This is a genomic window from Ruegeria sp. R13_0, from assembly GCF_017743995.1.
GTDB lineage: Bacteria > Pseudomonadota > Alphaproteobacteria > Rhodobacterales > Rhodobacteraceae > Ruegeria.
In genome coordinates, this window is record NZ_JAGHRB010000012.1 from 40,725 (window position 1) to 54,349 (window position 13,625).

The 13,625-nt window shown below is 59.6% G+C and carries 12 protein-coding genes; 8 read left to right on the forward strand and 4 right to left on the reverse strand.

Features of this window, described 5'->3' with window-relative positions:
- Positions 1–13: 13 nt before the first annotated feature.
- Positions 14–1,786, reverse strand: a complete 1,773-nt coding sequence (locus tag J7394_RS16295) for an SLC13 family permease (RefSeq protein WP_209254498.1) — start codon at positions 1,784–1,786, stop codon at positions 14–16.
- A gap of 110 nt (positions 1,787–1,896) precedes the next feature.
- Between J7394_RS16295 and J7394_RS16300 the strand changes: the two genes are divergently transcribed.
- Entirely contained in the window at positions 1,897–2,637 is a 741-nt protein-coding gene (locus J7394_RS16300; RefSeq protein WP_170352472.1) for a YebC/PmpR family DNA-binding transcriptional regulator, read from the forward strand.
- A gap of 156 nt (positions 2,638–2,793) precedes the next feature.
- Positions 2,794–4,074 (forward strand): MFS transporter, encoded by a 1,281-nt coding sequence (locus tag J7394_RS16305; RefSeq protein ID WP_209254500.1) that lies wholly within the window; start codon positions 2,794–2,796, stop codon positions 4,072–4,074.
- A gap of 60 nt (positions 4,075–4,134) precedes the next feature.
- Here J7394_RS16305 and J7394_RS16310 read toward each other — a convergent pair whose 3' ends face one another.
- Positions 4,135–5,013, reverse strand: coding sequence for an ArgP/LysG family DNA-binding transcriptional regulator (locus tag J7394_RS16310; RefSeq protein WP_209254501.1), 879 nt, complete (start codon positions 5,011–5,013; stop codon positions 4,135–4,137).
- Between the two features lie 86 nt (positions 5,014–5,099).
- Here J7394_RS16310 and J7394_RS16315 point away from each other — a divergent pair, with 86 nt between their 5' ends.
- From J7394_RS16315 to J7394_RS16340, 6 genes are all read left to right on the forward strand, one after another.
- The gene (locus J7394_RS16315) at positions 5,100–5,699 is read left to right on the forward strand and encodes a LysE/ArgO family amino acid transporter (RefSeq protein ID WP_209254503.1); all 600 of its coding nucleotides are present in this window, start codon (positions 5,100–5,102) and stop codon (positions 5,697–5,699) included.
- Between the two features lie 79 nt (positions 5,700–5,778).
- The gene (locus tag J7394_RS16320) at positions 5,779–6,648 is read left to right on the forward strand and encodes a DMT family transporter (RefSeq protein ID WP_371812059.1); all 870 of its coding nucleotides are present in this window, start codon (positions 5,779–5,781) and stop codon (positions 6,646–6,648) included.
- Positions 6,649–6,735: 87 nt separating this feature from the next.
- Positions 6,736–7,308, forward strand: coding sequence for a transcriptional regulator BetI (betI, locus tag J7394_RS16325; protein WP_170462042.1), 573 nt, complete (start codon positions 6,736–6,738; stop codon positions 7,306–7,308).
- Complete coding sequence (betC, locus tag J7394_RS16330; protein WP_209254505.1) at positions 7,305–8,813, forward strand: choline-sulfatase; 1,509 nt, start codon at positions 7,305–7,307, stop codon at positions 8,811–8,813. Before betI ends, betC begins: the two co-directional genes overlap by 4 nt.
- Positions 8,814–8,895: 82 nt before the next feature.
- Positions 8,896–10,554: a choline dehydrogenase gene (gene betA / locus J7394_RS16335; RefSeq protein WP_209254514.1), complete on the forward strand. Its 1,659-nt coding sequence runs from the start codon at positions 8,896–8,898 to the stop codon at positions 10,552–10,554.
- 79 nt (positions 10,555–10,633) lie between these two features.
- On the forward strand, positions 10,634–10,873 hold the full coding sequence (locus J7394_RS16340; RefSeq protein ID WP_170378021.1) for a YdcH family protein: 240 nt from the start codon (positions 10,634–10,636) through the stop codon (positions 10,871–10,873).
- Positions 10,874–10,930: 57 nt separating this feature from the next.
- Here J7394_RS16340 and J7394_RS16345 read toward each other — a convergent pair whose 3' ends face one another.
- Together J7394_RS16345 and J7394_RS16350 are read right to left on the reverse strand one after the other, a co-directional pair.
- On the reverse strand, positions 10,931–12,331 hold the full coding sequence (locus J7394_RS16345; protein ID WP_170378023.1) for a short-chain fatty acyl-CoA regulator family protein: 1,401 nt from the start codon (positions 12,329–12,331) through the stop codon (positions 10,931–10,933).
- 67 nt (positions 12,332–12,398) lie between these two features.
- Positions 12,399–13,604 carry a multidrug effflux MFS transporter gene (locus tag J7394_RS16350; protein WP_209254516.1) on the reverse strand — a complete coding sequence of 402 codons (1,206 nt, stop codon included), beginning with the start codon at positions 13,602–13,604 and terminating at the stop codon, positions 12,399–12,401.
- Between the last annotated feature and the right edge of the window lie 21 nt (positions 13,605–13,625).

Below are 13,625 nucleotides of genomic sequence, written 5' to 3' on the forward strand. Positions count from 1 at the left end.
AAGGCTTTACCTGTCAAAGCGGCCAGAAGACAAGGATCGCGGGGATTGAGACCGCGATGATCAGGATCTCAAGCGGCAGACCCATGCGCCAATAGTCACCAAACCGATAGCCTCCGGGGCCCAGAACCAGTGTGTTGTTTTTGTGCCCGATCGGCGTGAGGAACGCGGCCGAGGCCGCAACCGCCACTGTCATCAGGAACGGATCGGGAGAGACCTCGAGCGTGCGGGCCATCTGAATGCCGACGGGGGCGGCGACAATGGCCGTGGCCGTGTTGTTCAGTACGTCCGACAGCGTCATCGTCACGACCATCAGCACGGTGAGGATCGCCCAGGCGGGTAGGCCATTTGTCAGTTGGATCAGGGCATTGGCGATCAATTCGGTGCCGCCTGAGGTCTCTAACGCGCTGCCCAGTGGGATCATCGACCCAAGCAGCACCACAACGGGCCATTCGATGTGGTTATAGATGTCACTGATCGGCATAATCTTGGTCAGAACGTAGGTCACGACAACAAAACCCAACGCGATGGGCAGGTAGATCAACCCAATGCTGGCTGCCAGAACCGCAGTTGCGAACAGACCGATGGCGAGCCACGCTTTTTCGTTTGCCGTTACGTTCAGGCCCCGCTGCGCCAGTGGAAGGCAGCCCAGCCATTCTGTCACGTCGGCACCCCGGTCGCGGGGGCAGAGCAGAAGCAGGATGTCGCCGGCCTCGACCTCGGTCTTGCGGACCTGTTCGGTGATGCGGCGGCCCTGACGCGAAATACCCATCAGAACCGTACTTTGGCGCCAAGCAAGACCCAGCCCTTGCGCGGTACGGCCGGTGATGCGTGCGCCCTCGGTGGCGACAACTTCGATCACCTCAAGCCCGTCGCCGTCCGCCGTCAGCACCTCTTGCCGGCGGGTGTCCGAGAAATCCAGCTTGAGCGCCGCGCGGAACTCATCCAGCGCTTCGGGTTGCGCCTCCAGCACCAGCGCGTCGCCTTCTTTCAGGGTGGCGTGGGCGGACCGGCCATAGCGCCGTTGGCCGTCGCGGATCAGGCCAATGATTGCCACGTCGGACTTCTCGGCATCCTCGTACAGCTCGCTCACGCGCTTGCCTATATGGGGCGACTCGGGGGGGAGGGTGAGTTCAGCGATGTATTCCGCCAGCGATTCAGAAGCTTCCTCCTGTGCGCCTCGGTTTGGGATCAACCTCCAGCCAATCAGCGACACGAACGCCAAACCGGCGATGGCCGCAATCCCGCCAACGGGCGCGAAGTCAAACATCTTGAACGGCTCGCCCAAGGTCTCGGCTCGGATCGATGCGATGATGATATTGGGCGGTGTCCCGATCAGGGTCGCCATGCCACCCAGTATCGTCGCAAAGCTGAGCGGCATGAGCGTCAGCCCTACAGCGCGCCCCGCCTTGCGCGCGGTCTGTATGTCGACCGGCATCAGTAGGGCTAGTGCAGCGACGTTGTTCATAAACGCCGACAGAACCGCGCCGATCCCGCCCATCAGTGCGATATGGGCGCCAAGACCGCGCGAGGCATCCACGAGGGTGCGCGTGATCAGGAACACGGCCCCGGATCGGACCAGCCCAGCTGAGACCACCAGCACCAAGGCGACGATGATCGTTGCGGGGTGCCCGAACCCGGCAAAGGCGTTTTCGACTGGCACAACGCCCAGCGTGACCCCGATCATCAGGGCGGTGAAAGCCACAAGGTCATACCGGAAACGTCCCCAAAGGAGCATTCCAAAGACTGTAATGAAAAGCGCAAACAGAATGATTTGATCGGTCGTCATGCGGCCACCTTACCCTCAGATGGGCGTCCCGCAAGCCGCTCTCTTGATCCTTTGCCCCGCAAACGTCTATATGAGCGCCGAATACGCTAACATGATGACGAGGACGCACCATGGCAGGCCACTCCAAATGGGCCAATATCCAGCACCGCAAGGGACGTCAGGACGCCGCGCGGTCCAAACTGTTTTCCAAACTGTCGAAAGAGATCACCGTTGCCGCCAAGATGGGCGACCCTGATCCCGACAAGAACCCGCGCCTGCGTCTGGCGGTGAAAGAGGCCAAGTCGAACTCGGTCCCCAAGGACGTGATTGACCGCGCGATCAAGAAATCGGTTGCGGGCGAAGGCGACGAATACGAAGAAATCCGGTACGAGGGCTACGGCCCCAACGGTGTTGCCGTGATCGTCGAGACCATGACGGATAACCGCAACCGAACGGCCTCGACCGTGCGCTCGACTTTTTCCAAGAACGGTGGAAACCTGGGCGAAACCGGCTCGGTCGGGTTCATGTTCGACCGCAAGGGTGAGGTGGTTTATCAGGCGGATGCAGGCGATGCGGATACCATCTTTGAAGCCGCGATCGAGGCAGGGGCCGAGGATGTCGAAAGTTCGGAAGATGGTCACATCATCTGGTGCGCCGATACCGACCTGAACGACGTATCGAATGCGCTAGAAGAGGCGTTAGGCGAATCCGAATCCACCAAGCTGGTCTGGAAACCCACCACGACCACTGAGCTGGGTCTGGAAGACATGCAGAAGCTGATGAAGCTGGTCGATGCGCTGGAAGATGACGATGACGTTCAGCGCGTGACAACCAACTTTGAAGCGACTGATGAGGTCATGGCGCAGCTCTGATTGCACTCGAAAACTGGTACCTGAAAGCCCGGCCCGTTTGGTCGGGCTTTTGTTTTTTTGCTTCCGAAGTGTTGCTTGGCTGATCCGGCTCAAGCGATTACGCTTTGAAATGTGGGCGAGAAAACAAAAGGGCTGGCTTTGAAGCCAGAGTGATTTATGGCGCGCGACCCGTCAGATTTGGCAAAACGCAATGTCCCGGTTCTCGCCGGGCAGAGCATTCTGTCTCAGGTCGCGTGGACCTTAGGCAGCCCCTCGGTGGTTTTGCCGTTTCTGGCGGTCTCATTCGAGTTGCCGATGTTCATCGCCGGGGCGTTGGTCTCGGTACGCATGGTCGGCAGCATGATCGCGGATTTCTTTCTTGCCCGTTCGATTGCCGCGCGGCCCGAGAAAAAACGAGGGATTGCGATGACCGAAATCGCAATTGGAACCTGCCTTTTGGTCGCCATGGGGGTAGCCGCCACAGGCATCGTGCCGCTGATCGCCATTGTCTTCATCGCAGTCTTTTTCCTGATCGGGCTTATCGATGAGGTGCAGAACCTCATGTTAACCGATCTACTGGGCGATCATGTGCATTCGAAATCGCGAATGATGATGCAGTATTTGCAATTGGGGGCCGGTGGGCTGGGCGCCATAGGGTTGGCGCTTTTGTTGCATGAGTTGACCAAGGACAATCCGCCGTTTTCGCGCCATTCGGTTGTCATCGCGGTGTCCGCCACGTTCTTTTTACTGTCTGCCCTGTCAATCCTTGCGATGTTTGAGATCCGCAAAGCCAACAGTTCAGAAGCCAATAAAACGAAACACTTGGGCCTGTCTCTGAAAGCCAATATCAAGTCCATTTTCAGCATGTTCGAACATGCCTGGTTTCGCCGCTACCTGGTCATGCGCATGCCGCTTGTCGTGGTGTCCTTGTCGGTGCCTTTCTTTGCCCTGATTGCGGCCGAGGCGCATCATAGCTCGGCCAAGGGGCTGACCGCGATGATCGTGTCTTCGGCGTCCGGCTATCTGGTCTCGGCCCCGCTGTGGCAGCTGTTAAACATGAAATCCCATCGGACCGTCATGGTCGCAGGGACTTTGATGGTGGCGATCACAGGGATCGTCCTTTTGGCGTTTCACTATCTGGGCATCGACCACGAGGTTCATCTGCACGCAATTGCTCTGTTCATCGCAACGGTTGCCGTCACGGGGATCAGCAGCGCGCGCAAGCTCTACTTTCTTGACGTCGCCCCGAAAGAGCAGCGGATTCAGGCCTCTGCCGCGATCAAGAGCATTGCGCGCCTGACGGCAGTTGCCATGTCAGCCGCTTTGGCAGCGGTCGCGCATATGCATGAGGTGTCCTTGGCGGTCGCGTTCATTGTGCTGTGCAGTCTGGTTGCAGCTGCGGCCTGCTATCTGGTCGTTCTGCCCAAACCCGCGACACCTGATTTGCAGGGCGGCTGATATCGTCCTTGGTTGCTTCGGAAAACCGAGCGACCAGCTCAAACCGGGTGGGCAGGAGGGCTATATCAAGGCTTTCGCCGCCGAGTGTTTTACGGCCTTGGTCAGTGGGGTCAGGGCCGAGGCCAACACGCGACCAACCTGCCAATTGAGCGGTACGTCCAAAGGCGCGTTGGGCGCGATTTCACATAGTCTGCCGTCCTGCAAAGCGTCGCGCACCAGGGGCTCGGGGTTCATGCCCCAGCCCAATCCTGCAACAGCTGCGTCGACAAACCCGTGGGAGGACGGGACGAAATGCGAAGGCGGCGACAGTCGCTGCCCGGTTTGGGCCGATATCCAGACCCGCTGAAGGCTGTCCTTGCGGTTGAATACAAGGCAGGGCGCTTGTGCCAGCGACCGCGCGGTCAATCCCTCACTGAACCAGCGCTTGGTAAACTCCGGGCTGGCCGTCGCGAGATACCGCATCGCGCCAAGGGCATGGGTATCACATCCAGTGACTGGTTGCCCTCCGACGGTGATCGCGGCGCTGACCTCGCCCCGGCGCAGCCAGTCTGCTGAATGCTCCTGATCGTCGATCACGAGATCGAACAGCAGGTCCGGCACCTGCGTCATCACATCGATGAACCACGCGGCCAGAACATCGGCCGGAAGGGCGATGCGCACGCGCGCCGGACCGGGGCCGCTCTCTAGGGTCAGGTCGCGTGCAAGTTGGGACTCTAGCAGCCCGATATCCTCGGCATGTTTGGCAATCCGCAGCCCGGCAGGCGTGGCGGTGCAGGGAGGGCCGCGATTGATCAGGCTGGTGCCGATGCGATCCTCCAACGCTTTGATCCGTTGGGATATTGCCGAGGGGGTGACGGACAGCTCGGACGCAGCCGCGTCAAAGCTCCCGTACCGCAGAATCGCGGCCAGCGCATTCAGGTGATGTGGATCTATCAGCATTAGCCAGGCTTAATTCTGTTCAGTATCTTTAATTTGATAGGCCGAGGCGAAGCCGCTAGTCAAACCCTCAAACGACAGGAGGTTTCATGTCCGCCCCCCTCATCGCTGGCTTTGTCCTTAGCTTCAGTCTGATTCTGGCCATTGGTGCGCAGAATGCGTTCATCCTACGGCAGGGTCTGCGGCGCGAGCATGTGTTTATCCTTTGCCTGACCTGCGCTGTATCCGATGCGATCCTAATTACCGCCGGGATCGCCGGGTTTGGCACGCTGGCACAGGCCGCGCCATGGTTCGAGACGGTGATGCGCTTTGGCGGCGCCGCGTTTCTGACATGGTACGGGCTGCGCAGCCTGTGGTCGGCCTGGCAGGGTGGCGCGGCGATGGAATTGGGCGAGAGCCAACGCACAAGCCAGCGGTCCGCGATGCTGACCGTGCTGGCCTTCACCTGGCTGAACCCGCATGTTTATCTGGATACCGTGGTGCTGATCGGCTCGATCTCGGCCCAGTATGAGGACCGGTTCAGCTTTGCCATTGGGGCTGTGACCTCAAGCTTTGTTTTCTTCTTCACGCTGGGCTACGGGGCCAGGATACTATCGCCGTTTTTTGCACGCCCACGCGCATGGCAGGTGCTGGACGCTTTGATCGGGATTGTGATGCTGGGAATTGCGTGGAAGTTACTTGTCATGTGAAGGGTTGTTCTGCCGGTGAATTCGGTGTTCAACCGGGAACATGACAACAGCTTCCGCCCCTTCGCGCCCCGTAGTAGGAATGTTCTGGATGTTCGCCGCGGGTCTGGCCTTTGTAGTCATGACGGCGCTGGTGAAATCACTCGGCTCGACCATGGACCCGATTCAGGCCGCGTTTTTGCGTTACGTTCTTGGGTTGGTGTTTCTGTTGCCTGCTCTGCGGTCGATCCTGGCAACACGGTTGAGCAAGCGCGATCTCTCACTATTCGGGCTAAGAGGGGTCATCCACGGGGTGGCGGTCATGCTGTGGTTCTACGCGATGACACGCATTCCTTTGGCCGAGGTGACGGCCATGAACTACATGACCCCGGTCTATGTCACGCTGGGGGCGGCCCTGTTTCTGGGCGAGAAGCTGGCCTTTCGCCGATTGGCCGCCATTCTGGTCGCCCTGATCGGCGTGCTGATCATTCTGCGCCCCGGCTTTCGCGAGGTCTCCAGCGGGCATCTGGCTATGCTGGGAACGGCGCTGACACTGGGTGGGTCCTACCTGCTGGCCAAACTGCTGGTGCGGGATATCCCGCCCTCGGTCGTGGTGGCTCATCTGTCGATCTGGGTAACGCTGGCCTTGATCCCCTTTGCAATCGCGGTCTGGTCGCCGCCTACTCTGCGGGACATCGGGGTGCTGTTTCTGGTCGCAAGCTTTGCAACAGCAGGGCACTATTTCATGACATTGGCGCTGCAGGCCGCCCCGGTTGCGGTGACGCAGCCGGTCACCTTCTTGCAGCTTATCTGGGCGACGATTGTCGGTGCCTTGGTGTTTCACGAAAGCGTTGACATCTGGGTCGTGGCTGGCGGTACGCTGATCCTGACCGCCGTCAGCTTTATTTCCTGGCGCGAAGCCATGCTGAACAAGCGCGATGTGACACCATCGGCTTTTGCGCCCAAAGCATGAAAACACCCGTCCGAAAACGAGATTGATTGACGAGTCAATAAAAAGCGCCTAGCGTCGTCGGGAAATCCTGTTGCCCAGGGGGACGCGATGCCAAAAGTCGGAATGGAGCCTATACGCCGTGATGCGATCGTACGTGCGACGATTGCCGAATTGGGCGTGCAGAAATCTCTGGACGTGACCGTCAGCCAGATCGCCAAACGCGCGGGCATGTCCAGCGCGCTGGCGCATCATTATTTTGGCGGTAAGGATCAGATCTTTCTGGCCGCCATGCGGCAAATCCTGACAGATTTCGGCAAGGAAGCCCGGACCGAGCTGGCCGCCGCGGCCCCCGACCAACGGGCGCAAGCCATCATCCGTGCCTGTTTTGCCCATTCGTGTTTTACCCCGGACGTGATTGCGGCCTGGATGACATTCTATGTCCTTGCGCAGACCAATGACGATGCGCTGCGGCTGTGGAAGGTCTATCAGGCGCGCATCCGCTCGAACCTGATCCACGCGCTGCGCCCGCAAATTGCCGAACCGGTCAACGCGGCCGAGACCATGATTGCCTTGATCGACGGGCTGTATATCCATTCGGCGCTGAGCGCCCCGGAAGAGCCTCAGCTGGCTGCCAATCACGCCTTGCGCGTCCTGAATACTCTGCTCGAGGGCGAAAAATGACAAAACCTAACATTCTGATCCTGATGGTGGATCAGCTGAACGGCACCTTATTTCCTGACGGTCCGGCCGACTGGTTGCACGCGCCGAACCTGAAGAAACTGGCCGAACGCTCGACCCGTTTTGCCAATGCCTACACGGCCTCACCGCTTTGCGCGCCGGGGCGGGCGAGTTTCATGTCGGGTCAGTTGCCCTCACGCACGGGCGTTTACGACAATGCGGCCGAGTTCCGCAGCGATATCCCGACCTATGCACACCACCTGCGCCGCGCGGGGTACTACACCTGTCTGTCGGGCAAGATGCATTTTGTCGGGCCAGACCAGCTACATGGGTTCGAAGACCGCCTGACCACCGATATCTACCCCGCCGACTTTGGCTGGACCCCGGATTACCGCAAACCGGGTGAGCGGATCGACTGGTGGTATCACAACATGGGGTCCGTCACAGGCGCGGGTGTGGCCGAAATCTCGAACCAGATGGAATATGACGACGAGGTCGCTTACCATGCCAAGGCCAAGCTCTATGATCTGGCGCGCGGCAAGGACGATCGTCCATGGGCTATGACGGTCAGCTTCACGCATCCTCATGACCCCTATGTTGCGCGCCGCAAGTATTGGGATCTTTATGAGGATTGCGAGCATCTGCTGCCCGAGATCTCTGATCTCGGCTATGACAATCAGGACCCGCATTCCAAGCGTATTTTTGATGCCAACGACTGGCGCAGCTTCGACATCACCGAGGAAGATATCCGCAAGTCGCGCCGCGCGTATTTCGCCAATATTTCATATCTGGATGACAAGATCGGTGAGATCCTCGAAGTGCTTGAGGCGACGCGCCAAGAGGCGATCATCCTGTTTGTCTCGGACCATGGCGACATGCTGGGCGAACGCGGGTTGTGGTTCAAGATGACGTTCTTCGAGGGCTCCTCGCGCGTGCCACTTATGATCTCCGCTCCGGATTTACCTGCAGGCCTGATCGAAACGCCTGTGTCCACCATCGACGTGACCCCGACGCTGGGCGCTCTGGCCGGTGTTGACATGGCCGAGATTGCCCCGTGGACGGATGGCGAGGACCTCGTACCTCTGGCCAAAGGGCAGGAGCGGACAGCCCCGGTGGCGATGGAGTACGCGGCCGAGGCCTCCTATGCGCCGCTGGTTTCGTTGCGCTATGGCAAGTGGAAATACAATCGTTGCGCTCTGGACCCCGATCAGCTGTTTGATCTTGAGGCCGACCCGCATGAACAGAACAACCTCGCCGATGATCCCGCGCATGCCGGAACCTTGCAAACCCTGCGCGCCAAGTCCGAGGCGCGCTGGGACCTGGATCGCTTCGATGCGGATGTCCGCGCCAGTCAGGCGCGCCGCTGGGTTGTCTACGAGGCGTTGCGGCAGGGTGGGTATTACCCGTGGGACTACCAGCCGCTGCAAAAGGCATCCGAGCGCTACATGCGCAACCACATGGACCTGAATATCGTCGAGGAAAGCCAGCGGTTCCCGCGCGGCGAGTGACCTCTTCATCTTTTTGAAAATACTCCCGCCGGAGGCAGAGCAGGTTTCGAAACCTGCCGCGGCGGATCTATGGAGACGTGAAATGGAAGCAGATTTTGTCATTGTGGGTGCTGGCTCCGCCGGCTGTGCGATGGCCTATCGCCTGAGCGAGGCCGGGGCCTCGGTCCTGGTGATCGAACATGGGGGCACCGATGCCGGGCCCTTCATTCAGATGCCTGCGGCGCTGAGCTACCCGATGAACATGTCGCGCTATGACTGGGGATACAGCTCGGAACCCGAACCCAACATGAACAACCGCCGGATGGCCTGTCCGCGCGGTAAGGTGCTCGGTGGATCGTCCTCGATCAACGGGATGGTCTATGTGCGCGGCCATGCGCGCGACTTTGATACATGGGCCGAAATGGGGGCGGATGGCTGGTCCTATGCGGATGTGCTGCCCTACTACAAACGCATGGAAACCTGGCATGATGGCGGCCATGGCGGTGACCCCGAATGGCGCGGCAAGGATGGCCCGCTGCATGTGTCCCGCGGTCCGCGCAAAAACCCTCTGTTCCAAGCCTTTGTCGATGCCGGTCAGCAAGCGGGCTATGAGGTCACGGGCGACTATAACGGCGAAAAGCAGGAAGGCTTCGGCCCGATGGAACAGACCGTCTGGAAAGGACGGCGCTGGTCGGCGGCAAATGCCTATCTGCGACCTGCTCTGAAACGTCCCAACTGCGACCTCGTCAAAGGTTTGGCGTCGCGCGTTGTGATGGAAGAGGGTCGCGCGGTCGGCGTCGAACTGGTGCGTGGCGGCAAGAAAGAGGTCATTCGTGCCCGGCGTGAGGTTATTCTGGCGGCCTCGTCGATCAACTCGCCCAAACTTCTGATGCTCTCGGGGATCGGGTCGGCGTCGCATCTGGCGGAGCATGGCATTGACGTGATCGCTGATCGCCCCGGCGTGGGCGCAAACCTGCAGGACCATCTGGAGCTGTATATCCAGCAAGCCTCGTTGCAGCCGATCACGCTGTACAAACACTGGAACCTGTTTAGCAAAGGTCTGATCGGCGCGCAGTGGCTGTTCACCAAAACCGGTCTTGGAGCGTCGAACCAGTTCGAGAGCGCGGCCTTCATCCGGTCGAACCCGGGTGTTGAATACCCCGACATCCAGTACCACTTCCTGCCGATCGCAGTGCGCTATGACGGGCAGGCTGCGGCCGAGGGGCATGGGTTCCAGGCGCATGTGGGGCCGATGCGGTCTCCGTCGCGTGGGGCTGTGACTTTGCGGTCGAATAAGGCTGAGGACGCGCCGGTGATCCGGTTCAACTACATGAGCCATGAAAAAGACTGGGAAGACTTCCGCAAATGTATCCGCCTCACCCGTGAGATCTTTGGTCAGGACGCCTTCAAACCCTATGCGGGCAAGGAGATCCAGCCCGGTGCCTCGGTGCAGACGGATGAGGAACTGAATGCCTTCATCGCAGAGCATGCCGAGAGCGCCTATCACCCCTGTGGTACCTGCCGGATGGGGCGCGCGGATGACAAGAACGCCGTGGTCGACCCCGAAGGCCGTGTCATCGGTGTGGATGGCTTGCGCGTGGCTGACAGCTCGATCTTCCCGCAGATCACCAATGGCAACCTCAACGCGCCGTCGATCATGGTGGGTGAGAAGATGTCGGACCACATATTGGGCAAGGATGCGCTGCCAAAGACCAATGACCGCCCGTGGATTCACCCGCAATGGGAGGTGGCGCAGCGCTGATTTGATCCGCGTCAAAGTGGGGTGGGACGACATCCGATAAACCTGAATCGCAACGACATTTATTCAGGAGCGAACAGGAATGTCCCACACCCCGCATGAACTGGCCGAAGAGTTTCCGGACAAAGTTGAGGTGATGAGCCAGCTCAAGCAGACGGACGCTCATTTTGCGCGGCTGGCTGATGAGTATCACGAAATCAACCGCCGCGTTCACCGCGCCGAAACCAATATCGAGCCGGTGGAAGAGCTGGCCGAGGGCGAGATGCGCAAGAAACGCGCCGCGCTCAAGGACGAGATCTGGGCTATCGTGTCCAAGGCTTAATGCCAACAGCGGGGGCTCTGCCCCCGCACCCCCGGGATATTTTTAGCCAGATGAAGATCAAGTGACCTCGTAGGGCAGTGTGCCTCGTGTATGAGTGTCGATGGCCAAGCGCCGTTCCAGTGGCGGAACCGAGCGTTGGTGGCAGTTGGCGCGCTCGCAGATGCGGCAGGAAATGCCGATCGGTTCGTAGGCGCTGGCGTTGTTGATATCCAGATTGTCGGCGTAAACCAATGCTTCGGCGTGGCGGGTTTCGCAGCCTAGTGCGATGGCATAGCGGCGCACCGGCGCACCGAATGAGCCACCCGGTTTTGAGACATCCCTTGCCAGTGAAATGTAGCGGACGCCGTCCGGTGTTTCCGCCAGTTGCCGCAGGAAATGCCCCGGTGTTTCAAAGGCGCGGTGGACGTTCCACAACGGGCAGGCACCGCCAAAGCGGGCAAACTGCAGCCGCGTGGCCGAGTGGCGCTTGGTAATCGTTCCGGCCTGATCTACGCGGACGAAGAAGAACGGGATGCCTTTTGCGCCGGGGCGCTGCAATGTGGACAGGCGGTGCGCGACTTGTTCGATTGATGCTCCAAACCGGTTGCTGAGCATTTCCAGATCATGCCGGTCCTCTTGCGCGGCGGCCAGAAACGCGCTGTAGGGCATCAGGGACGCGCCGGCAAAGTAGTTGGCAAGGCCGATTTTGGCGATGGCGCGGGCTTCTTCGCTCTGGAATTTTGCGAAATCGAGCGTGGCCTCTAATAGTTTATCCTGACTGATCAGGGCAACCTGAAGCAGCAGCTGAAAGACCTGTGTTTGCGGCGCAGCGCGCGAGGACAGGCGCAGGGTTCTGCTTTCCTTGTCGTAGCTGCGCAATGGGTTGATGTCTGAGAAGATCACTTGAATGCCGCGTTCTTCCAGGCTTTGCAGGGCGGCCTGACGGATACCGCCCGGGCCGTCGGCGCGTTTGGCGAACAGTTCGGCTGCGCGGTCAACCGCGTCGATATAGTTGTCGCAATAGTGGAAGAAGTCGCGAACTTCCTCCCATGGGCTGGCTTGGGTGCGGGAGTCTTCGCGGCCTAGCGCTTCGTCTAGTGAGGCGAGGCGTTCGTGGGTTTGGCGATAGCTTCGGTGCAACTCGATAAAAGCACGGGCAAGGGCAGGGGCGTTCGACGCGGTTAGGCGCAGATCAGCTAGTGGGGGGATATCGTCGGCAAAGACCGGATCGGCCAGCGCCTCACGCATATCCGAGACCAGTCGTTCGCTATCGCCCGTACTCAGTTCGGTCACGTCCATGCCGAACTCCTGCGCCAAAGCCAAAACAACCGTGGTCGAAATCGGCCGGTTGTTGTTCTCCATCTGGTTCAGGTAGGGCAGGGAAACACCCAGTTTTGTGGCAAATTCCTTCTGGGTCAGTGTTAGGCGCGTGCGCATTTCGCGCAATTTAGCGCCGGCATAGAGTTTTTGGGTGGCCATGGGCGTGCCTTTGCAAATTTTCTATTTTGACATGTTAGCTTTGCAAACCCCCCGGGGGCAAGGCGGCTTAGAGGCCCAATTGTCGTTCGCGCCAAATAACTGAAGCAATGGCGGCGATAGCAAGGATCGCCGTGACCAACATAAGCCAGAGCAGGGGCATTGCGCCCGTTTCAACGGTTAGCAGGGCTCCTGCCAATGCGCTCAGGCCTGCTCCTCCGCCCAGCATGATTGCTCCGCTGAGGCCTGAGGCGGTGGCGGCCAGATGTGGCCGCACAGACAAGGCGCCAGATGTTGCATTTGGAATCGTCATGCCATTGCCCAGTCCGACGAACGTCATGAAACCGAAAAAGCTGAGCGCTGTTCCGAGGCCCGTCAGGAACAAAGCGGCAGACAGGGCGACGCCGGCGGCGTTCAGCCAGGTTCCCCAAAGTACCATGCGGTTGATACCGAACCTGACCGAATACCGCCCGCTGAAGAAGTTGCCCAGAAAATAGCCCAATGCAGGCGCGCCAAAATAGATCCCGACTTCGGCGGCGCTCATCCCGAAGACTTCGGTTCCGATGAAGGGCGCTCCGCCCAGATAGGCAAAGAACGCGCCTGATGAGCAGGCCGAGGAGAGCGAATAGCCCCAGAACCTGGGAGACATCAGCAGCTCGGGGTATTCCCGAAATTGCTGTAGCAGGGTTTTGCCGCTTTTGGCTGAGGTTTCCCCGAAATCGAAATAGGTCAGGGCAAGGGTTAGGGCGCCCAAAGCGAAGGGCAGCCAGAAATTCGCTTTCCAGCCAAAGCTCTCTTCCAGCAACCCGCCTATGGCCGGGCCAATCATCGGGACAACGGCCATTCCCATGGTGACATAACCGATCATAGAGGCGGCCTGATCCTGATCATACATGTCCCGCACCGCGGCCCGGCTGAGGACCATCCCGACCACCACGACTGCCTGACACATGCGGAAAAGCAGGAAAACTTCGGCTGTTGGTGCGTAGATGCAGCCAAGTGTTGCTAGCAGAAAGAGTGCGAGGCCCCAAAGCAGAACGGGGCGTCGTCCCGCCTTGTCTGCAAACGGTCCGATGATGATCTGCAGGACTGCGTTTACCAGCAGGTAAAGGGCGATCGACAGTTGCATGACCTTGTAGTCCGTGTCGAAATGCAGGGCCATGTTCGGCAGGCTTGGCAGAAATAGATTCATGCTCAGCGCCGACAGTCCCGAGAGAAGAACTAAAGTGCCGATTGTGGGTGGTGTGCGATAAGCCGACGACGTTCTGAACTGCATGGTTCGCTTGTATAGCTGTTG